This is a genomic window from Psychrobacter immobilis (assembly GCF_904846235.1).
Lineage (GTDB): Bacteria > Pseudomonadota > Gammaproteobacteria > Pseudomonadales > Moraxellaceae > Psychrobacter > Psychrobacter immobilis_C.
In genome coordinates this window covers 12,928-33,625 of record NZ_CAJGZN010000021.1, presented here as the reverse complement: position 1 = coordinate 33,625, position 20,698 = coordinate 12,928, and the positions used below count along the sequence as shown (strand labels likewise).

Here is a 20,698-nt window from a genome sequence, read left to right as displayed (position 1 = left end):
CGGGCGGTTAGAAAGACTTGTTGCTTCTCAAAAAAGCTTGATAATCACTTTAAAGTATTCGATCTGGTGTTCTTTTATATCAATTATGGCTACGTCTGATGCCAGCATACTTTTTAGAACACCACCAGAAAAATTAGTAGTGAGTCGGCTAAAAATATAAAAAAGGCGGTCCGTAACTATTGTTGTTGACCGCCTTTTTTTGAACATATATTTTATAGGAGCATTTCTAAGACGAACTTGCTACCAACAAAGCCAATGGCTAATAGGATAAAAGCATAAATAGTGATGTTGGCCGCACGTTTGCCTCGCCAGCCTGCACGCCAGTTACCGAATAGTAGTACACCAAATAATAACCACGACAGTAGACTAAAAACAGTCTTATGCACGATATGCTGCGCCATCAAGTCTTGCACATAGATAAACCCAATCCCCAGTGCGATACTGAGCAATACAAAGCCTACCAACAGCATATCGAATAATAAACTCTCCATACTTTGCAAGGAGGGTAGTTTATTGACCCAAAAGCGATGAATGGTATGATGCTTGAGCTCACGTATTTGTAGACGTAGAAATAGCGCTTGTACCGCAGCCATCAACAGCACACAATAGGCAGCCAATGATAATATGATATGGATTTCAAGCCCAATACTAACATCAGTGAGCGGTTGATAGGGTGCACGGCCGACATAGCCAACAGTCATACCTACTAGCGCAGTGGGTGCAGCCAAAATACCAAGACTAAGAATAGGGCGGTATAAACAGAACAACAGGTAAAAGAATAAGAAAAATAAACTGGTCAGACTGATTATATTGAATAAGTTGAAATTCAAGCCATACAGCGTCACAACGTATGGATATAGCAGTGCCGCATGTGCAGCCGTGCCGATGAGCAATAAGCCCAGACTGAGGCTTTTGTGGATAGGTTTGTCCTGAACCAGCGCCCAACCAATATGGATGCTGACTAAGATATAAGCCATGCTAGCAAGTAAGAATGCAAGGTGCACAGATAAAAAGCCTCATCTTATACTGAGCATAAACTGCCGCTCAATGTGTCGCTAAAGTGGTATTATCAGAATGATTAGAATAATCGTCCAATTTATCATAAAATGGGTGCCAATTGAGCACCATCTTGCTTATAACTTATAAATGATCAGCAGTGCTGCATAGCGCAAAAAGTAAAATATATCATCTATAAAAAGTTGACTGCAATTATAAGTGCTGTGTCCTTTGCGAAACGACTATAAGTTTTGAGCCATGTTAATGCTATAGTATTGATAATATAATTCTTTTATCATGTCCCTTGTCATGCAATATCCTAATATCTTATAGCGTATCCTAATATTATTTACGAACCATTTTAATGGTTTGATTTAGAGTTATTTTAATTGCGTATTATTTAATTGAAAACCATTTTAATTGAGAGTTATTTATGTTTGATACCTTAACAGAACGCTTATCGTCGAGCCTACGTAACATCGTCGGTACCGGACAGTTGACCGAAGACAATATCAAAGACACGTTACGTGAAGTGCGTATGGCGTTGTTAGAGGCCGATGTAGCACTACCTGTCACTCGTGATTTTGTAAAACGCGTCAAAGAACAAGCGCTTGGTGCAGAGGTGCTAAAAGAGTTAGCGCCAGGTCAAGCCTTTGTCAAAATCGTACACGACGAGCTGACCGAAATGATGGGCAGTGCCAATCAGCAGCTAGAGATGACAGGTAAGCCGCCTGTTGTTTATTTGCTAGCAGGTCTACAAGGTGCGGGTAAAACGACTACAGCTGGTAAGTTGGCAAAGTATTTACAAGAGCGCCAAAAGAAAAAAGTCATGCTAGTTTCTGCCGACATTTATCGTCCAGCGGCTATCAAACAGCTTGAGCAAGTAGCCGGTCAAGTGAATGCTAAGTTTGTGAACTCAAGCACAGATGAGAATCCAATTGATATCGCAAAGCGTGCGATTGAAGAAGCCAAAATCCAATATCAAGATATCCTGATCATTGATACCGCGGGTCGTCTACATATCGACGACACCATGATGGATGAGATTAAGGCGCTAACTGCTGCAGTTAATCCATCTGAGACGCTATTTGTCGTCGATGCAATGACGGGTCAAGATGCCGCCAATACCGCAAAAGCCTTTAATGATGCATTGCCATTGACAGGTGTTATCTTAACCAAGACCGACGGTGATGCTCGCGGCGGTGCGGCGCTCTCTGTACGTGCTATCACTGGCAAGCCAATTAAATTCTTAGGCCGCGGTGAAAAACTAGACGAGCTAGAGCTGTTCCACCCTGAACGTATCGCGCAGCGTATCCTTGGTATGGGTGATGTACTGAGTCTGGTCGAAGAAGTTGAGCAGAAAATTGACCGTGATAAAGCCGAAAAAATGGCGAAAAAGATGCAAAAGGGCGGCGACTTTGACCTTGAGGATCTATTGACTCAGTTCCAGCAGATGAAGAGCATGGGCGGCATGGCAGGTTTCTTGGATAAGATGCCGGGTATGGGCGGCTCAGATATGCAAAAGGCCGTCGAAGATGCCAAACCAGAAGAAAAAGTACGTGAAATGGAAGCATTGATCAATTCAATGACGCCGTTTGAGCGCAAAAACCCTGATAAGATTAACCCAAGTCGTAAGCGCCGTATCGCTGCAGGTTCAGGGCGTGAGATTCAAGACGTTAACCGTTTGCTCAAGCAACACAAGCAAATGGCAAAAATGATGAAAATGATCTCAAAGCCTGAAGGCATCAGTAAAATGATGAAGTCTATGCAAGGGCTCATGGGTGGCGGCGGTGGAGCAGGTGGCGGCGGTCCATTGTTTGGCGGCGGTCAGCAAGGTGGCGCTAAAGACGTGAATCCAGAACAAATGGCCAAGCAAATGGGACTGGATCCAAACAATATGCCAAGCACTGAAGAGATGCAAAAGCAAATGCAAGAAATGCAAAACCAAGCACCAAAGAAGTTCAAAACCCGTTTTTAGATAACAATTAGTTATTTTTAAAATGTTTGATCAAAGCCCCGAAGCCAATGAAGCTTTGGGGCTTTTTATCGTCATCAGTTGCAGATAAACACTGATGGATAAAGTGTGAAAAATATAGAAATTAATAAAATTCGTGTACCCTAAATGCTATGATAGGCGCTGCTTCATTCTGTCAGTATTCTTATAGTGAATGAATGATAGATCGTTATTAAAAATTATTAAAATCTGATAAATCAATTTAGAACGCCAAAAGTAAAAGCCGAGGTTGTGATGTTTTTAGCAATGGATACCGTGTTCGACCAGTGTTCGATCGCGATTTTAGATTCGAGTGGACAGGTATTGTCGAGCCATACCGAAACAGGTAAGCGTCAGCAGACTCAACAGATTTTACCGATGATTGATGCTGCATTGTCTGAGGCGCAGTTACGTCTCGCTGATATACAGGCTTTAATATTCAATCGCGGGCCGGGTGCGTTTAGTGGTATCCGCATCAATACGGCAGTGGTACAGGCTCTATCTGTAGCGCATGACTTGCCTTGTGTTAGCGTCTCAAGCCTGCAAGCAATCGCACAATGCGCGTATCAGAAGTATGGGCTGACACACCTATACAGCGCCCTTGATGCTCGTATGCAGCAAGTTTACTTTGGGCAGTATGAATTGGTAACTGACGACCAATTAGGTTATAGCATTATGCAGCCAGTCTTGGCTGATGGTGGCGATAGTACAGAGCAGCTATTAGATTATGATAGCCAAACAGAGCTCAACCTGCCTATCGCGGGTAATGGCGCAACGCTGTTGGCACGACATGATCAGCAAGACTGCCATGAAGATGTTTGGCCAGATGCTGTTGTCATTGGGCAGCTTGGTATTGCTCAGTTTGCAAACGATGGTGGTACGGAAGCGTCACAGGCATTACCAAAATATCTACGTAATCAAGCTTGGAAAACACTTAAAGAGCAAGGCAAAGCATAGCTTTATAAATATGCTTTTTGTAGCGTCGCTTGCTGTCACTGGTTATGATAAATACTTTAACCATAACCAGTTTAAATCAATTAATAGCAGCTAGCTTTTTAGTGTTTAGCAAGCGCATACCAATATAAAATCAACGTTAATATAGGACAGCCAATCGGTCTGTTTTTAGGCCAGTTTTTTTAGGCCAGTCTATTTCTAGGAAAGTCACTGTGGATATAGTTTTATTCGTTCAAGCTGTCATCATGGGTATCGTTGAAGGTATCACTGAGTTTTTACCAATATCTAGTACGGGATATTTGATCTTATCAGCAGATGTGATGGGTTTCTGGACTAAAGAAAAAGTTGATTTATTTGTCGTGGTGGTACAGCTTGGCGCTATTTTGGCAGTGATTTATGACTATTGGGGTAGATTGTGGCAAGCGTTGATGGGTTTGCTGACTGGCAAAGCAGAAGGCATGACCAATCCTAGACAGCTGGGACTGAGTCTGATTGTCTCTACTATCCCTGTGATGATTGTTGGTTTTACCTTTGCCGATGAAATCAAAGCTTATCTGTTTAATCCTATTGTCGTTGCCATTATGCTCATCATCGGCGGTCTACTGATATTTTACGTGGAAAAGCGTCCTAAAACGGTCATTGCAGAAGAGGCAGAAGATGTCAGCATAAAAACTGCGTTGATGATTGGACTATTTCAATGTTTAGCTCTTATACCAGGGACGTCACGCTCAGGTGCCACTATTATTGGTGCGTTGTGGTTAGGTGTTTCACGTAAGGCTTCTGCTGAGTTTTCTTTCTTTTTGGGTATTCCTGTCATTGTAGGCGCGGCACTGTTGGACTTACTCAAGCATGGTGACGTACTGACGAGCAGTGAAGACTGGCTGGTGCTAGGTATCGGAACCATCGTGTCATTTGTAGTAGCGCTACTTTGTATTCGCTTACTTGTGGCATGGGTAAGTCGCCGTGACTTTACTATTTTTGCTTGGTTGCGCATCATCACGGGTGTTATCGTGTTGGTCGCCGCTTGGGGCTTTGGTTATCAAATGGCTGGCTAGATTTGCATTATGATTTAACACGCCAGTAATTCATAGTGAAAATAAGCAGCAAATAGGATGATGGTTATGACAGATGTGCCCCAAACGTATGACGAGACAGGTGCTGTTGTACATTGTCAGTTATTCTACGTCGATAACAGCCAGCAAGCACAGGTTGAGAGCCTACAGTCATTGATAGCTGAGCATAAATTACCAATTATCTTAGATATAGAGGTCGCTACAGAGAAATTAACTCAAAGGCGCCGTCAGCAATTGAGCCAAGCATCTACTCAGCCTATTTTATTATTAGATAATAAAGACAAGCTATCATGGCTAAGTGATGGGCTCAGTGTGGCGCCTGAGTGGGACAAGTTGCAGCGCCGTGTAGTGAGTGCTGGCCGTAAGTCTGAGCTGCTATTACAAGCGGCCAAAATCACATCAGATAGTCATGTTATTGATGCAACTGCTGGCTTTGGGCATGATAGTTTAATATTGGCCAGTACTGGCGCCCAAGTCACTATGCTTGAGCAGCAGCCTTTGATGGCATTGCTGTTACTTGTAGAGCAGCAACGTATGAGTGCGCTACCCAATTGGCAAAAGCTCATGAGCCGTCTACAAATTATCAATGCTGATGCGCTCAGTTATTTTGCGAATTTAGAGGCTAGTACCGTAGCCGATAACGCTATTGCAATCGATGTCGTCTATTTGGATCCGATGTTTCCGGAAGATAGCTATCAAGATAGTAAGACAGGTAAAGGGGCAAAAGTCGGTAAGCATATGCAAGCACTGCATCAATTGGCTCGTCCACCAACTTCAGATGAAGAGCGACAGCTGCTAAGTAGGGCGCAGGCCGTTGTCAGACGAAATATGCAAGGCCAAGGTCGCGTGATCGTAAAGCGTCCACAGTTTGCACCGCTGCTTGCTGATGAGCCAGCTAGTGAAAGCTGGCATAATGAAGCCGTGCGCTTTGATGGGTATTTTGTCTGACAGCTGCTGTTTGCGATAATGAATGTACGAGTATAAATGTACGCAATCAATCAGCTTATATATGCAGAATTAATAGATTTAGGAGCAAGGAATGTCAGCGTTAATCATTTGGGTCATGGGTGCAGTTTTACTGTTGATTAATATCATGCTGCGTACTCGCATTCTTCGGCTTGAGGCACGGTTAAAAGAGCTGAGCAATCCACAAGAGCAGCTAGTATTTTTACGTCAACAAGCAGCACAAAAAGACAAAGTCCCAGCGTTAAAAGCCTTGCGCAAGCAATATCCTGAGCTATCACTGATCGAAGCGAATAAATTATGGCAACAAATTTAGTAGCCAGACCATTAAACTTAGTAATTAGTCCATTAAAACTAAGCAACCAGCCCTTTCAAAAATTAATTTAGTTGTTCTGAGCTAAATATATAAGCGCACATAAAAAGTATCCAATTAATGATAATAAAAAGCCATGACATTTAAAGACAAGCTACAAGCCTACATCCAGCTAACCCGTTTTGATAAACCAGTCGGCATTGAGCTGCTCTTATGGCCAACGCTTTGGGGCGTACTACTCGCTGCAATGGGGCAAGCGCAGCAGCAAGGAATGACGGCAGCGTTGCCAAGTATCAAGGTGTTCGCGATATTTGCCCTTGGTGCAATATTTATGCGAGCGGCTGGCTGTGCTATCAATGACTTTGCCGATCGAAAAGTAGATGGTCATGTGACTCGCACTAAAGGTCGCCCATTAGCAGATGGACGCTTATCTGGCAAAGAAGCCGTCGCTGCATTCTTAGTACTGGTGCTGTTAAGTGCCAGTCTGCTATTTTTCCTGCCTATAGCTGTATTTTACTGGTCGCTTGGTGCCGTTGTATTGGCGTTTGTTTATCCATTTATGAAACGCTATACCCATCTGCCGCAAGTATTTTTAGCAGCTGCTTTTGGATGGGCGATACCGATGTCTTATGTGGCGGTGCAGGGCGCTCCCGATATTTGGTGCTGGCTGCTATTCTTTGCTTATATGTGCTGGACGGTGGCCTATGATACGCAGTACGCGATGGCCGACCGTGAGGATGATTTAAAGATTGGCGTGAAATCAACGGCGATACTATTCGGTCGTTATGATGTGATTATTGTCTCAATCCTACAAATGCTATTTTTGCTCATAATGGGCGCAGCTATGTGGCATTACTTTGCCCCAACAACGCTAGGCGTGACACCCGTATTCGGATTGGCGCTAGTTGCGATGATGTTTACCAAACAAAACAGCGCTTGTGCCAGTCGTAACCCTTTGGCTTGCTTTCAGGCGTTCTTGGCCAATATCTGGGTAGGGCGCTATGTCTTTGCGCTCATCGCAGTTACTTGCATATGGACGACGCTAAATGGATAAGTTCGATAAATTGCCGAGGTTCAAATCAAAGAAACTGTCTGATACGAATGCGTCAGTTAAGGACTATCAAGCAAAACTTGCCGAACATGGGCTGACTCGCGAGCAAGTTATCGCAACTGAGCGTAAACTGGCGAAGTTTGCCAATACTATGGATTCGCTAGTACGAGTGCCTTTTACCAAGCAAGGAATGGGTGCGGATGCGGCGCTTTCGACCATTCCACTAGCAGGAGATTTGGCAGGATTGGCATTGACCAGTTATGCATTTATATTAGGACGTCAGTTGGGTGTGCCCGCTCATAAAATGACGCCAGCGGTTAGATTGGCATTTATTGATATGGTCGTTGGTATCGTACCTGGCATTGGTACGCTATTAGATATCTTCATTCGTCCTAGCCGTAAGACACTGGGTATCGTGCACGAGCATCTACATCATGAGTATGGTATTACCGAAACCATGCATATGGATCGACCGTTTCTGCACCAATCATTAGAAGACAAGCAGAAGCAAAGCCGTTTTGGTTTTTTTTGGCGCAATCCAATCGTTGCTTGGTTATATCTGCATATCCCTAATTTTCTTGGACTGCTAGTCATTGTATTTGTCGGCTGGGGGCTGTGGACATTGATAAGTTGGTTGGTCGGACTTTTTGGGCAATCGACTGGGTTTGGGTGAATACAATCACTCATCACTCATTAGACAGCTCAGTAGAGACAAGTCAGTAGAGAATAATACACAGAAACGAAAAAGGCGGCAACGATAATAGCGTTTGCCGCCTTTTTTATGGTTTTAAATCGCGTATTGAAACAAAGGCGACCTCAGACTTTATTCAGTGATGACTTCTGCTTCAGCACTGACGGCATCAAAGCTAGTCACTTTATTGTTTCGGATAAGGTCGATAGTACCGCCACCAGCATGACTGACGAGTTGGATACTGCCGTCAGCTGATTGATAGGTAGGATTATTGCCTTGGCCTTCGGGTGCGCTCAATGTCATTTTTGGCTGGTTGGGACGAGTAATGATAGCGTTAAGCATACCAGCTGCCGACGTCTCAAAGACTACGGACAAACTCTCACCTGCTTCACTTTTATAACGGACATCAGTGATTTGTGCGCCTTTAATAGCTTGCTCTGGGTTAGGTTTTTCAGCGCTATCATTTGCCGTAGACGTAGTATCAGTAAGATCTTTATTTAACTCTGTTAAGCTCATATCACGTTCTGAATCAGTCTGCGCTACATTTTGAGCATCATCAACGTTGCTGTCTTTAGCTTCATCAACGTTGATATTGGTCGTTACGGGCGTGGTTTGCGTTGAGGTTTCAGCTGTAGTTGTATCAGTTGCTTCAGGTTCTGGATCTTTTTGACAAGCAGTCAGTAGCAACAGACTGAAGAAAATAGCAGGAGCGGTACGATAAAGCAGTTTAGATTTTCGTAAGTTTAGTGTTTTTGAGAGAGAAGTATTCATAATCAGCTTTATCCGTTAATGGTGCTCTACGTATATATGGTAATTTGCAAGGGTCAACCTGCTATTTATTGACAGTATATTATTACGTATTTACCGTAATCACCAGCTTACGCTGTCCGCCATATTCTGGCAGGTTTCTATGCTCACATAAATAAACCCCTTGCCACATACCCAGTCCTAACTCACCATCGACAAGCGGTATAGTCAAGCTTACCCCAAGCATCATGCTTTTGAGATGCGCTGGCAGGTCGTCTGAGCCTTCTAAGGTATGGCGATACTCTGGCTGGTCTTCTGGTGCGATTTTATTGAGCCAATCTTCTGTATCTAGTCTGACATCTGGATCAGCATTTTCATTGATTGCAAGACTGGCTGACGTATGCAGCAAAAACAGATGAACCAACCCTACCTTGGCAGAGTGAGGTAGCAGCTGAGAAATAGCTTCTTCAACCTTCGGAGTAATGATATGAATGCCACGCGCATAGGCGGGTAGAGTAAGGGTGGTTTGATAATAGCTCATGGGGTATATCTCATTATTAGAGTCGACATCAAATTAAGATATCATAAGACAGTATGAACTATGGAAATCGTTGCTGTTATTTACACAAGAGCCATTTATTCTTAAACAAGCGGCGTCTGTAAACGTGTACGATTGGGTGATAAGCGTGCGAGCATCGTCTCTGACAGTGGTGCGAATGACCCTAGCATCATATCTGCTAATGCTTCAGCACAAATAGGTGCCAATGCATAACCTTTTGCGCCCATCGCACTCATTGTCCATATCCGCTGACTGTTTGCCAATTGTCCAACGATAGGGTGGTAATCAGGTGTTTGGGTGCGAATGCCAGCTCGGCCCTGCCATAGACTCGTATCTGCCGGAATGACAGATGCCATTTCAGGAATAGCATTGATGAGCTTGTCTCGGCTAATTTGATGCTCCTCATCACGTATGTCAGTACTTGTGTCATTGCGGATAAAACTCGCGCCAAGCAATAAATATGGCTCGTCAACGACTACAGGATTTAACTTATCATCTCCAGTCTGTGCGTTGAACCGCGCACAGTAACCACTATATTTAAGTGGTATTTTAGGCAGTTTTGCAAGTTGCTCAACCGTAGGCGTAAACCAAGACAGCTGCCCACGAATTTTACGGCAATCAAAAATACGCTGATCCAATTGATGACTTTCAAAAGCCGCGCAAATGACGATATTATCAGCAGTCATAGTGACAGTGTTAAGGTTTTCATCAATACCTTCGATACGAACCTGCTGATCAGTCTCGTTGATTTTAGTCACTTCTAACTGCTGGAAGTGAATGAGCGGATGAGTCAGTATGATGTCTTTTAATGCTTGCGGGTTGACCAGACCAGACTGAGGTAAGTACAAGTTCTCTGATAAGTTCTGCTCTTTTAAGCCACTAGTAATTTGTGCTTGCTCATGCGATATGGTGGTCGCCATCTCGTCAGGATAGTCGGCAATTTGTTCCGTACCGATATTGGCTTTTATGAGTAAATCAAGGGCGCCAGTCAGTTCAAGTACAGGTGCTGTATTAAGCTGCACGGCTATTTGATTAAGGTCTCGATATAGCCTGCTGCTATGGAGATAGCCTATGGTATGCAGATGCTCGTCAACATGGTGAATCGGCGTCATTTTGGGCGCAAGTAATGCTCTAGGATTGCCCGATGCACCTGCCAAGGGCGCTGATTTATCTAATAAGGTGACGGTAATGCCACGATTGGCAAGCGACCAAGCTGTCAGTAAACCCGAGACACCTGCACCAACGACGACAGTGTGATCAAATGTGCTATAAGTCGTTTCTTGCTTTGCATCGCGACCTTCATTAACACTATCAGTATCACCATTTTCTACATTGGTCATGATGGCCGTTAGCATTTCTCGCTTTCGACCAAAACCTCTGACTTTTTTAATTTGAAAGCCATGCTCTCTTAGTCCGCGCTTGACGATACCTGCACAGCTATAAGTAGCGGCAGTCGTATGAGGGCGTGATAGACGCTGCATTTGTCCAAAGATACTGTCAGCCCACAACGTACTGTTGCAAGAAGGCGCAAAACCATCTAAAAACCAAGCATCAATACAAGGCGTATGCTGGTTAGAATGGTCTAATACCAGTTTGCTTAGACTTTCTGCTGCATCACCAAGCCACATATCGACGGTTAAGTTATCATAAGAAAAACTCAAACGATGACAGCCTGCAATCAGGGGCGGATATTCAGCCAAAAGTGGCTTAATAAATGCCATTAGCTCAGGCGCGCGCTCACCCCATAAAGCAAGTATCTGCGTCAAATCCGCTAGCGGTATAGGGAACTTTTCAGTAGTAATAAAGTGCAGGCGAGCCGTTGCTAATTGCGGATTGGTTTCACGTAATTGTCGCCACAATTGCCACGTCGCTAGTAGATTAAGCCCAGTTCCGAAGCCTAGCTCAGCAATCGTAAAGCATTGCTTTGGTGCAAGGTGTGCCAAACGCTCTGGTAACTGATTGTGCTCTAGAAACACGTGACGGGTCTCTGCCAAACCATCCGCATGAGAAAAATACACATCCCCAAACTCACCTGATACTGGCACCATATTGCCAGTATCATCCGTTTGCCAGTCAATCTTGGCAGGTGTGATAACGTTTAAGTGTTCAGTGTTTTGATGGTTAGCGGTAGACATGAGGCACTTCTTAGAAATATCAGTAACAGTAGCTAAACGATCAGCTGTGACGGATCAATGATATCGACATTTGGTCAGACGCAGCCAAGTAGAGTAATGCAAGTCAGTGCGAGCACAGTATATGCTACCAGCGCTCACGACGGACAAATACTAACCACGAGACAAAAATACCGACTAATAGACTGATCAGAACGGTAAACGCACCGTATAGAAACAACTGTCCTTTACTTTCGTAAACCAAGACATTTACTTGAGTCTGTAAATCGTTCACTTGGCGCTGCAGTTGCGCATTACGGCTGAGCAGCTCTTGATTGGCAGCTGACAATGCTTTAGTAGATGGTTGCAACTGTGCCGCCAAGGTATCATTGATATCTAAAGCTGAGTTTTTCGTTGGCAAAGCGCGCGCCGCTACTGGCCCAGTCAGCGGCAGCACTGCTGTCGGATCGGTTGCCTCGACAGCAGGTGTTACGAGCGCAGTAGGTGCAGCCTGCGCCGAAACGGATGTCACTAACATGAGGCCAATCAGGGCACTTTTGTAGAAGCAGGTAGGTGAAAAAGAGACTCTCTGGATCACGATGCAGCTACTTGATTGTTGCTATCAGTTGGTGCTGGCAATGCTTGAACAAATGGTTTGATATCGACATGACTATACACACCATCACGTAAGTAAGGCTCATCGTTTGCCCATGCTTGAGCCGCTTCGATAGAGTCAAAGTCTGCAATGATTAAGCTGCCTGACATATCACTCTTGCCATGCTCGATAGGCGTTGGCCCTGCGATAACAAGACGGCCTTGTTGATGCAGTGCTTTTAAGCGTTCAATATGTTCAGTACGAGTGATCAGACGTTGTGCACTGCTATTAGCCACGTCATGACCAATGATTGCAAATAAAGACATGAGACTTCCTTAGTGAATAATAAAAAAGTAATGATGAGCTTATGTGGGCTTAGTATAAACGTCATAGCGACAAAGTGATTGCTGCTATGACAAGGCAACAGAAACTATTTAGTGGCTTTGTCTGTTAGGGCAGGGTTAAGATGCTTTTTCAACACGGCAAATTGAGCCACGACAAACACCAGCATAATTGGAATCCAGCCATAGGTCTTAAAGTTGATCCATGCTTCATCTGACATTGTGAACGCTGTGATATAATGTAGTACAGCCATTAGGGCAAAAAACAATGCCCAAGCAACGGTCAGTTTTTTCCAGCCGCTAAGCGTCAGGGTAAATACCTCTTTCATAGCAAGCTGCATCAATGGCTTATTAATAGCGGCACTGACGAATAGCGTCAATGCAAAAATACCATTGATAATGGGCGACTTCCAGCGCAAATAGATATCATCACGCAATAGTAATGTGCCGCCGCAGAATAAAATCGTTAATAATAAGACAACCCATTGCTGCTTATCAAACTTACCTTTTTGACGAATAAAATGAATGGCGTAAACGATAATAGTGGCGACGAGCAAAGCCCCTGCCGCTGCTAAAATACCGTTATAACGCGCCGCGATAAAAAAGGCAATTAAGGGAATAAAGTCTAATAATGCTTTCATAGCAAAGGGTATGTCCAACAAAAACGTATGGGGTAGTTTACACGTCTACCGCACCAAAAAAAAGCAATCAACACGATAATCATGCGATATACGCGACCTACAGAGTAATACTTTTTATTGCGACTGATGACCATGCCACTGGCCAAATATAAACACAAATACAGTAACGATAACTGCTAAATCTACAGAATGAGCAAGACAAATCACAATACTCATAATCGTAACAATGACTGTCTGCTCACTAGCTTTTATTCTACTCTTATTTTATTTAACACATTAAGGCTCAGCTTATGAAAATTGACTTACATTGCCACAGTACTTGTTCAGATGGTACCTATGCACCGACCGAGGTCATACAACGTGCCCATGCAGCGGGCATTAATGTGTTGGCATTGACTGACCATGACACGCTGGCGGGGATTGACGAGGCGAGAGACGCTGCCAGTGCTTGTGATATGCAGATTATTAATGGCGTTGAAATCAGCTGTGAGCATACGTTAAGCGGTGGTTACGGAAAGAATAAGTCTACCAATAAAATTATTCACGTACTTGGACTGGACTTTACTGATCGCGAAAAAATGCACGCAACGCTGCAGCAACTGCAAGACAGTCGAGCCACTCGTGGTCAGCGTATCGCTGAAAAATTGAGTGAATTATTAGATATTAATTATGATGAGCTATGGCAAGCAGTGCTCGATAAAGCAGGCGGTAACCCTCAAGCAGTCGGGCGCGCCCATATTGGACAGGTATTGTTTGAGCGCGGTGAAGTCAAAACCGTTCAAAAAGCCTTTGATAAGTACCTAGCAGATAACAAACCTGCTTATGTAGCAATCGAGGCATTGACGATGCAGCATGGTATCGCGCTGATTCACGCTTGCGGCGGCAAAGCGGTGCTCGCACATCCCACGCGATATCAACTATCAGCGACACGCGTGCGTAAACTGATTGAAGAGTTTGCGCAGCTTGGCGGCGATGCTTGTGAACTACCAGCCACTAGTGAGCCAATTAGTACCCGCAGAATGGTCGACCGTAGCATTGCTGAGCATGGTCTTGCGGCATCTATTGGTAGTGACTTTCATGGTAGTAACATGCCTTGGCGACGTTTGGGCGATGTTCCTACTTTAAATGATGATCAGCAAGGGGTTTGGGAGTCTTTTACAACGCTTGCTTAGTGAGTAGGATTTGCCTTGTTACAGTTGCTTCTAATAAGGTTATTTTCAGTAGCGATAGGGCCTTATTTATCATGATGAATAAGGCCAAAAATAGCTACATAAACATAATTACATTCATAGAGAAATTATTGGGAAATAAATGCGTAAAATAGATTGATAATAAGGCTAGAACTTGTAACACTTGATATGAAAATTTCAGAGCGGATAATATGCTTTCACTCTGATTTTAGCGCTTATATATTCAACGCATTTACACCTTTAATGCATTTATACTCTCTGCGGTAGCCCTTCTATGGCTGTATCGATATCCCATCTAGGTTACAACAAAATCTCTCAAATGATTTTTGAGTGGCAGGCTGCTGACCGAACATCGCTGATGGCCTTATTTATCGTGTTAGAAGTGTCATTGCATTGGTTCTGGTGCTTGTATGTCTGGTGGCAGCAAGATGCGTTAAACACCTATGTGAACATACATTATTTATATCCATTATGGCTTGGGATTAGCTTTGTTGGACTGTTCTTTTTATGCATGGTCAAAGGCTTATTTCATTCGAGCAATGACAATGAAATTGTTTTAAGTCGATGGCAGATAGCTTTGGTTTTGGTTTACACCGCCTACATTTCTACTGTTATTGTGATGATAGGGTACAGCAGTCTGTTTGCAGGCGTGTCGCTCGTCGGCGCTGCTATGCTAGGTATGATGTTGATCAGGCGCCGCTATGCTTGGCGTATGTTTTGGCTGCATATTATCTTGATGCTATTAGCGATCATGTCACCTTACTTTGGTATCAGTTTGCCCAATTTACGCCAGTTTACCGTTATTCATCCCATGCTTGAGAGTCATAACTATCTAACTTATAACGAGATTATGGCCGCTGAAAATGCGGTTGCTGCGTTGGCTTTTGAGAACAACGTCTTAAATTGGGATAGTATCAACGAGCTACAGCGCTCATCCGCATTTTTTTGGCGGTCGACGCATTTATATTTAGCGCTGCCAAAAGCGATTTTTATCGTTTATATGTTCCGTGCTTTGCTATTGGTATTAGATGATAGTCGGTTTGAGACCTTACGACATGCCAATCAGGACGAGCTTACCCAGCTTAAAAATCGTCGCTACGGTCTGAAAAAGATGAAGTATGCCTTGGCTACTGTGCGAGAATATCAAGACTTAAGCGTCATGCTGTTAGATTTGGATTGGTTCAAACAGATTAACGATAACTATGGTCACGATGTAGGTGATCAGGTTCTAATTGAAATCTCACAGACGCTATCGCAGTCATTAACAGATGAGTCGATCGTTAGTCGCTACGGCGGCGAAGAGTTTTTGGTTGTAATGCCAGATACGAAGCATGATAGTGCTATGATGATTGCCGAGCAATTACGCCTCAATATTGCTGAGCATGTCATGAAGATTGAAGGTCTGGCTGATTTTAATGTGACAGCAAGTTTTGGATTGTATACCTTAACTCATGAAGAGCGAGATTGTATTGCGCAAGGCTACAAAACGATCACACAGCAAAAGACTGTCGCTCGAACGTCACCTCTTATCAAGCCAATTGCTACTCAGCGCGCGGAAAGCAAAATCGCCTCAATGCAAAAGCTGCCTAGTGATATCTGCCAACGACTTATTAGCATAGCGGATAAAGCCTTATATGAAGCCAAGCACCGTGGTCGCAATCAAGTTGTCAGTGCAAATGAGATGTGGGCCGAAAAAGAAGGCGGTAAGCAATCGCTTTACAAAAGCCGTTAGCCATTAATTTATTAACGATCAGCCATGCCGCTAACACTGTATAAGTATTATCGGCATGGCTGATATTCTATTGCTTAGTCCAATTTAGATGCCAGTTTCATTAATCCATCCAATCAAGACGCTAATTCCTGCACTAAGCTTGCGAGCACACTTGTGGCAAAGCTACCCGTAGTCAAAGTAAAGTTTAATACCAGCGTCTGATCGTCCGACCATTCCCAGCTTAACGCCTCAATCGGTAGGCGTAGCGCTCGTCTTTGCGCCTTAATGTCACGCTGCTCTAATCCAGTTGCTAGTTGCATAAGTAGGGGGCTGTGTTGTACTACCTCGGACTCTAAATCTGCAGCGCTACCAGTGACTTTATCGTTACCCGTGCCCCATAGCACAGCAGTTGGATGAATATCGCCACTGTCAATACGAGCATGCAACGTATCATCTAGTGTTTCACTAGTAAATATCGATCCTGAGCCATCTAAATTAAAAACCTCGCCTGCTAGGCCAGTGTTCCAGCTGCCATTACGCACTCGCGCTGCCAATATCTCATTAAATATCAAGCTACGTGCAGCAGACAATTCCATCGTATTTTGCTCGCGCGGGGCACGCTTACGTTTGCTCTTTTTTGGTTGCAGGCGAGGCTCTCGCGGTGGACGAGCAAACAGTGATAAAGCCTCTCTAACGTTATTACCCTGACGACCAAAACGCTGTGGACCAAAATAATTGGGTACGCCGTTTCTACCAATGCGCGTTAGGTGCTGCTCGACGGCCTCTTTTGCAGATAGTAGTTGCTCGGGTGATGCGTTACTTCCGTCATCAACATTTTCGTCACTAGCGCTCGCAAACTGAATATCGCGTAAAGTAATGACAAACTGATTGGCACGGTGCGTACCGCGATTGAGTTTTTTATTGTGCCAGTGCTGCGCAAGTATAGTGACAGTCTCATTTTCACCGATATCTACTGGTGCAAACTCAGTAGGCGGTAATTGTTTTTTTGGTATACGCAAACTGAACCATTGGGTCGTCAACGCATGACGGTCTTTCAAGCCTGAGTAGCCAACATCACGCAATGGAATGTCTGCCCACTCTGACAGCAGTTTCGCCAGATAAGCAGTATTCATGCCTGATTTTTCGATATGCAACCATAAATGCTCACCTTCACCAGTGAAGTCTAACGGCAATAGCTCATTAACGATAAAGTCAGTCGTATTGGCTTTATAAGTCGCTTGCTGTATTGGCTGTAAACTTGGCTGTGGCAAATTTGCAGTATCTGTAATAGTGGCAATATCAATATGAGCTAGGTCAATTTGCTCACTGGCTGTTCGTTCATTAGCGTTTTGATCAATAGCTGTTGGATCAATAGTAGCAGCTTGGCTATCTAAACCGGCTCCAGCAGTAGTGGTTATGTCGTTTTGGTTGTCTTGAGAAATCATAAGGTCGTCTTTTATTTTGTTTATTAATAATGATTAGAAGTAAAAAGAGTGCGGAAAACAAAGTCGCATAATTACGTTTTGCAACGCAGCAAACATACAAAAAAACATCGTGTACGCGGTGCGCTTGCTACTATCAATGCATAGCATATTAAAAATAATAGGATAAGTTGAATTTGTCTGGTTGGTTACGGTCATTTTCAACCTGCTGTCATTAGACATCATTATAACTGTTAAGGAAGCATTATGACCGACGCAACGATCAACACAGTCACCATCAGTAAAGCGGATATCCCAAGCGGTGGTATGAAGTCGTATAAGCAAGAAGACGATAGTATCATTTTAATCACTCGCGATGACGATGAGTTCCGTGCATTCGATGGTAAATGTCCACATGCGGGTGCAGATTTGGGTAACGGATTACGCTGTGGCAATCGGGTAGTTTGTCCTTGGCATCATGCGACTTTTGATAGTCGCGACGGCTCACTATTAGAGCCGATAGCGACTAAAGGATTGACCCAGTATGAGCTGACTCATGATGGTGATAATCTGACAGTCGATACCTCAGCTCAGGTAACGGGACGGGTCGAAAATGATAAATTAATTGACACCCATACTATTATCGTTGGTGGTGGCGGTGCAGGATTTATGACAGCTAATCAATTACGTCATGGCGGCTATGGCGGCAAGATTACATTGATTAGCAAAGAAGATACCGCACCTTATAACCGTCCTTTACTATCAAAAGCGTTTTTAGCTGGCAACATGGCCGAAGACAAGTTGCTATTAGGCGGCGCAGCGTGGGCCAAAGACAACAATATCGAATTACGCCTCAATCAAACGGTCAGCGAAGTGCTACCCAATGAAGCGACCGTCGTCATAGAGGATAATGATGGCAACAGCGAGCGACATACCGCAGACTTCTTGGTCGTCGCCACTGGCGCTAAACCAAACTTACCACCTATTAAAAGTGCTGAGATGGATGGCGTATATACACTACGTAGCATGAGTGATGCCAAATTAATTAAAGCGGCCAGTCACGATCAGCGGGTGGTAATCATTGGTACCGGTTTTATCGGTATGGAGGTTGCCTCTGCATTAGCGCAGGCAGGCACGACTGCTTCTATTACGGTAATTGGGCAAGACAGTCGCGTGATGGGCAATATCGTATCGGAGACTGTGAGTAATGCACTGATCAAGTTGCATGAAGAAAAAGGCATTAACTTTGTATTTGATGCCACCGTCAATGAAATCACCAAGATTGACCGTCAAGCTGATAATGAGGAAGACGACGAGGCATTTTCACATGTGGGCGGTGTCACGCTGGCAAGTGGCGAGCACATTGATGCCGATATCGTAGTTTTAGGTACTGGCGTCTCACCGTGCACAGAGATACTGAACGAGGTCAATGATCCAGATGGCGTACAGGTTGATGACCATCTACAGCTGCGCGATGGTGTCTATGCGCTAGGCGATATCGCCAAAGCATCCAATCAGATGGGCCGCATGCGTATCGAGCATTGGCGTGTGGCATTGCAGCACGGTATGGTGACGGCAGCTGCTATATTAGGTGATGACAATGTCGACTCATTAGAGGCGCGCATTCCTTTCTTTTGGACCATGCAGTATGGTAAGAGCCTACGCTATAGCGGTCATGCCGAGACTCCAGAGCACAATATCCTATTTGGCACGCCAGATACGCTTGATTATATCGAATACTACTTCGATGACGACAGCGAAGATACCAGAGCTAGCGCAGCGAGCACGCTCGGACGCGACAAAGAATTGGTCGCTTTCTCTGAGCTATTGCGCCGTGGTCATGCACCAACGCGCGCGCAGCTCAATGCAGGGTTTGATATGATTGAGCAAGCGCAGGTATTATCGCGCTAGTACTATTAAGCAATACGTATTAGTATTTGGGGTATGTTATCAATTAGCACATCAATACATTTAGTGGTCTTAAAATGACTAAATTTTGCTAAACATCGTCAGAAATCTTGCAAATAAATATGTTCATATTAACGGCAATTTTTTCCTCGTTTATCTACAATTTTTCTCATTTTAAGCCGCACAATCTAAGTAATGACATACCCCTAGACTGGCTTAGTGATCTAAGTCAGTTTTTTATATGGCTAAATCCACATAAATCCGCTACATCGTCACCCTCATTAAGTATACTAATGTATAACTTGCACTCGGTTTTCTTGTATCGAAATTATTTGAATGCAACTATACATAGACGGAAAAGGAAAAATTATAATATGAGCGAAAATAATATAAATAACAGCAATGTAAAAACAGACCACTTTAATAAAGAGTCGGTATTTCTACGTGAAGCGACATTGGATGATATTGGCGCACTTGAGCAGTTATTGAATTGCTGCTATCGCGAGACGGCAGGTTGGACCAATGAGGCCGATTTGATCGGTGGTATCAGGACTACATCAGCGGAGCTCGCCGCCGTAATCAATGATCCTAATCACTATTATTTTGTCTATCCGAAAACCACAACAGGCAATCGTGAGGGAGATGAGATGGGTGAGATACTTGGCTGTATCGCTGTCGATATTAAAACTGATGCTGACTCAAATAAAAAAGCCTATATCGGCATGTTTGCGGTACATCCTGTGCTACAAGGGAAGGGTGTTGGTAATGTGATACTGCAAGCGGCTGAGACCTTTGCAGATCGTCATTTACAGTCACTGAATCAGCCTAGCCGTCTGACTATGTCTATCTTAAGTCATCGTCCTGAGCTTTTGGCTTACTATCAGCGCCGTGGTTATCAGTTCAACGGTAACAAAATGCCGTTTCCAAATGATGGCAATAATGGCGAGCCAAAGCGTGATGATTTAGAGCTATTAGAACTAGAAAAGGTCGTTAGCTAATCAGGTTGAGTTAATAGAAAACACTAAAAAATATTCTATCTCGCTCAACCCCAAAAATGACCAAAGGTCATAAACAGACCAATACTCAGCAGCACAAATGCCACAATAATTAAGCGCTTAAACCAGTTAAATGCTGGCAAGCGTGTGGCATTGTCATCTGACATGAGATAAGCGAACAAAAACAATAGGCTTGCTGCTAATGTCATAATGCCAAGCCCAATTGGTAATATAAATAAGTACACTTGCCACACAGTCATCTCTCAACGGTCAGTATTAATCGCATCATAACAGCATCGGGATTGCGCTGTCAGTATGCCTTGCTTTAAATTTTCCAATGCAAATAATGATTAGAAAAATACAGTAGTCATCAGTGCGATATAAAAGTAATGAGTCAGTTTTAGACCTACGAAGCTATATGCTTACGTCATGACTGACAATAAAA

The 20,698-nt window shown here is 43.8% G+C and carries 20 protein-coding genes; 11 read left to right on the top strand and 9 right to left on the bottom strand.

The window, feature by feature from the left end; translation table 11 throughout:
• Positions 1 to 212: 212 nt before the first annotated feature.
• A complete protein-coding gene (locus JMX07_RS12145) occupies positions 213 to 1,004 on the bottom strand; it encodes an inner membrane protein YpjD (RefSeq protein WP_201608197.1) in 792 nt (263 codons plus the stop codon).
• A gap of 425 nt (positions 1,005 to 1,429) precedes the next feature.
• On the opposite strand from JMX07_RS12145, the gene ffh reads away from it, so the two are divergent.
• From ffh to JMX07_RS12110, 7 genes are all read left to right on the top strand, one after another.
• On the top strand, positions 1,430 to 2,974 hold the full coding sequence (ffh, locus tag JMX07_RS12140; protein WP_201608191.1) for a signal recognition particle protein: 1,545 nt from the start codon (positions 1,430 to 1,432) through the stop codon (positions 2,972 to 2,974).
• A 270-nt stretch (positions 2,975 to 3,244) separates the two neighbouring features.
• Positions 3,245 to 3,946, top strand: coding sequence for a tRNA (adenosine(37)-N6)-threonylcarbamoyltransferase complex dimerization subunit type 1 TsaB (gene tsaB / locus JMX07_RS12135; protein WP_201608201.1), 702 nt, complete (start codon positions 3,245 to 3,247; stop codon positions 3,944 to 3,946).
• A 209-nt stretch (positions 3,947 to 4,155) separates the two neighbouring features.
• Entirely contained in the window at positions 4,156 to 4,998 is an 843-nt protein-coding gene (locus JMX07_RS12130; RefSeq protein ID WP_201608189.1) for an undecaprenyl-diphosphate phosphatase, read from the top strand.
• A 66-nt stretch (positions 4,999 to 5,064) separates the two neighbouring features.
• The gene (locus JMX07_RS12125) at positions 5,065 to 5,964 is read left to right on the top strand and encodes a class I SAM-dependent methyltransferase (RefSeq protein ID WP_201608187.1); all 900 of its coding nucleotides are present in this window, start codon (positions 5,065 to 5,067) and stop codon (positions 5,962 to 5,964) included.
• A gap of 91 nt (positions 5,965 to 6,055) precedes the next feature.
• On the top strand, positions 6,056 to 6,295 hold the full coding sequence (locus JMX07_RS12120) for a hypothetical protein (protein ID WP_201608186.1): 240 nt from the start codon (positions 6,056 to 6,058) through the stop codon (positions 6,293 to 6,295).
• 133 nt (positions 6,296 to 6,428) lie between these two features.
• A complete protein-coding gene (ubiA, locus tag JMX07_RS12115; protein ID WP_201608185.1) occupies positions 6,429 to 7,346 on the top strand; it encodes a 4-hydroxybenzoate octaprenyltransferase in 918 nt (305 codons plus the stop codon).
• Positions 7,339 to 8,016: a DUF4112 domain-containing protein gene (locus JMX07_RS12110; RefSeq protein WP_201608184.1), complete on the top strand. Its 678-nt coding sequence runs from the start codon at positions 7,339 to 7,341 to the stop codon at positions 8,014 to 8,016. Before ubiA ends, JMX07_RS12110 begins: the two co-directional genes overlap by 8 nt.
• A gap of 150 nt (positions 8,017 to 8,166) precedes the next feature.
• Here the strand turns inward: JMX07_RS12110 and JMX07_RS12105 are convergent, their stop codons facing one another.
• From JMX07_RS12105 to ispZ, 6 genes are all read right to left on the bottom strand, one after another.
• Positions 8,167 to 8,805 carry a hypothetical protein gene (locus JMX07_RS12105; RefSeq protein WP_201608183.1) on the bottom strand — a complete coding sequence of 213 codons (639 nt, stop codon included), beginning with the start codon at positions 8,803 to 8,805 and terminating at the stop codon, positions 8,167 to 8,169.
• Between the two features lie 82 nt (positions 8,806 to 8,887).
• Positions 8,888 to 9,322, bottom strand: coding sequence for a secondary thiamine-phosphate synthase enzyme YjbQ (locus tag JMX07_RS12100; RefSeq protein ID WP_201608182.1), 435 nt, complete (start codon positions 9,320 to 9,322; stop codon positions 8,888 to 8,890).
• A 101-nt stretch (positions 9,323 to 9,423) separates the two neighbouring features.
• Positions 9,424 to 11,475 carry an FAD-dependent 5-carboxymethylaminomethyl-2-thiouridine(34) oxidoreductase MnmC gene (gene mnmC / locus JMX07_RS12095; RefSeq protein ID WP_201608181.1) on the bottom strand — a complete coding sequence of 684 codons (2,052 nt, stop codon included), beginning with the start codon at positions 11,473 to 11,475 and terminating at the stop codon, positions 9,424 to 9,426.
• A 124-nt stretch (positions 11,476 to 11,599) separates the two neighbouring features.
• Positions 11,600 to 11,989 carry a hypothetical protein gene (locus JMX07_RS12090; RefSeq protein WP_227684827.1) on the bottom strand — a complete coding sequence of 130 codons (390 nt, stop codon included), beginning with the start codon at positions 11,987 to 11,989 and terminating at the stop codon, positions 11,600 to 11,602.
• Between the two features lie 56 nt (positions 11,990 to 12,045).
• Positions 12,046 to 12,372, bottom strand: a complete 327-nt coding sequence (locus tag JMX07_RS12085) for a YciI family protein (protein ID WP_102092803.1) — start codon at positions 12,370 to 12,372, stop codon at positions 12,046 to 12,048.
• Positions 12,373 to 12,476: 104 nt separating this feature from the next.
• Positions 12,477 to 13,028: a septation protein IspZ gene (gene ispZ, locus JMX07_RS12080; protein ID WP_101205812.1), complete on the bottom strand. Its 552-nt coding sequence runs from the start codon at positions 13,026 to 13,028 to the stop codon at positions 12,477 to 12,479.
• A 290-nt stretch (positions 13,029 to 13,318) separates the two neighbouring features.
• Here ispZ and JMX07_RS12075 point away from each other — a divergent pair, with 290 nt between their 5' ends.
• On the top strand, positions 13,319 to 14,200 hold the full coding sequence (locus JMX07_RS12075; protein WP_201608179.1) for a PHP domain-containing protein: 882 nt from the start codon (positions 13,319 to 13,321) through the stop codon (positions 14,198 to 14,200).
• A 292-nt stretch (positions 14,201 to 14,492) separates the two neighbouring features.
• Positions 14,493 to 15,950, top strand: a complete 1,458-nt coding sequence (locus tag JMX07_RS12070) for a sensor domain-containing diguanylate cyclase (protein ID WP_201608177.1) — start codon at positions 14,493 to 14,495, stop codon at positions 15,948 to 15,950.
• A 113-nt stretch (positions 15,951 to 16,063) separates the two neighbouring features.
• On the opposite strand, the gene truD is transcribed toward JMX07_RS12070, so the two are convergent.
• On the bottom strand, positions 16,064 to 17,374 hold the full coding sequence (gene truD / locus JMX07_RS12065; RefSeq protein ID WP_201608175.1) for a tRNA pseudouridine(13) synthase TruD: 1,311 nt from the start codon (positions 17,372 to 17,374) through the stop codon (positions 16,064 to 16,066).
• A 243-nt stretch (positions 17,375 to 17,617) separates the two neighbouring features.
• Here truD and JMX07_RS12060 point away from each other — a divergent pair, with 243 nt between their 5' ends.
• A complete protein-coding gene (locus tag JMX07_RS12060) occupies positions 17,618 to 19,261 on the top strand; it encodes an FAD-dependent oxidoreductase (RefSeq protein ID WP_227684826.1) in 1,644 nt (547 codons plus the stop codon).
• A 371-nt stretch (positions 19,262 to 19,632) separates the two neighbouring features.
• Complete coding sequence (locus JMX07_RS12055) at positions 19,633 to 20,256, top strand: GNAT family N-acetyltransferase (RefSeq protein WP_201608173.1); 624 nt, start codon at positions 19,633 to 19,635, stop codon at positions 20,254 to 20,256.
• A gap of 44 nt (positions 20,257 to 20,300) precedes the next feature.
• On the opposite strand, the gene JMX07_RS12050 is transcribed toward JMX07_RS12055, so the two are convergent.
• Positions 20,301 to 20,462, bottom strand: coding sequence for a hypothetical protein (locus JMX07_RS12050; RefSeq protein ID WP_227670814.1), 162 nt, complete (start codon positions 20,460 to 20,462; stop codon positions 20,301 to 20,303).
• Between the last annotated feature and the right edge of the window lie 236 nt (positions 20,463 to 20,698).

Excerpts from the sequence above, each read along its gene's own strand:
- ffh (WP_201608191.1), top strand. The coding sequence starts at position 1,430 with ATGTTTGATACCTTAACAGAACGCTTATCGTCGAGCCTACGTAACATC.
- tsaB (WP_201608201.1), top strand. The coding sequence starts at position 3,245 with ATGTTTTTAGCAATGGATACCGTGTTCGACCAGTGTTCGATCGCGATT.
- JMX07_RS12125 (WP_201608187.1), top strand. The coding sequence starts at position 5,065 with ATGACAGATGTGCCCCAAACGTATGACGAGACAGGTGCTGTTGTACAT.
- JMX07_RS12120 (WP_201608186.1), top strand. The coding sequence starts at position 6,056 with ATGTCAGCGTTAATCATTTGGGTCATGGGTGCAGTTTTACTGTTGATT.
- ubiA (WP_201608185.1), top strand. The coding sequence starts at position 6,429 with ATGACATTTAAAGACAAGCTACAAGCCTACATCCAGCTAACCCGTTTT.
- JMX07_RS12110 (WP_201608184.1), top strand. The coding sequence starts at position 7,339 with ATGGATAAGTTCGATAAATTGCCGAGGTTCAAATCAAAGAAACTGTCT.
- JMX07_RS12105 (WP_201608183.1), bottom strand. The coding sequence starts at position 8,805 with ATGAATACTTCTCTCTCAAAAACACTAAACTTACGAAAATCTAAACTG.
- JMX07_RS12100 (WP_201608182.1), bottom strand. The coding sequence starts at position 9,322 with ATGAGCTATTATCAAACCACCCTTACTCTACCCGCCTATGCGCGTGGC.
- mnmC (WP_201608181.1), bottom strand. The coding sequence starts at position 11,475 with ATGTCTACCGCTAACCATCAAAACACTGAACACTTAAACGTTATCACA.
- JMX07_RS12090 (WP_227684827.1), bottom strand. The coding sequence starts at position 11,989 with ATGTTAGTGACATCCGTTTCGGCGCAGGCTGCACCTACTGCGCTCGTA.
- JMX07_RS12085 (WP_102092803.1), bottom strand. The coding sequence starts at position 12,372 with ATGTCTTTATTTGCAATCATTGGTCATGACGTGGCTAATAGCAGTGCA.
- ispZ (WP_101205812.1), bottom strand. The coding sequence starts at position 13,028 with ATGAAAGCATTATTAGACTTTATTCCCTTAATTGCCTTTTTTATCGCG.
- JMX07_RS12075 (WP_201608179.1), top strand. The coding sequence starts at position 13,319 with ATGAAAATTGACTTACATTGCCACAGTACTTGTTCAGATGGTACCTAT.
- JMX07_RS12070 (WP_201608177.1), top strand. The coding sequence starts at position 14,493 with ATGGCTGTATCGATATCCCATCTAGGTTACAACAAAATCTCTCAAATG.
- truD (WP_201608175.1), bottom strand. The coding sequence starts at position 17,374 with ATGATTTCTCAAGACAACCAAAACGACATAACCACTACTGCTGGAGCC.
- JMX07_RS12060 (WP_227684826.1), top strand. The coding sequence starts at position 17,618 with ATGACCGACGCAACGATCAACACAGTCACCATCAGTAAAGCGGATATC.
- JMX07_RS12055 (WP_201608173.1), top strand. The coding sequence starts at position 19,633 with ATGAGCGAAAATAATATAAATAACAGCAATGTAAAAACAGACCACTTT.
- JMX07_RS12050 (WP_227670814.1), bottom strand. The coding sequence starts at position 20,462 with ATGACATTAGCAGCAAGCCTATTGTTTTTGTTCGCTTATCTCATGTCA.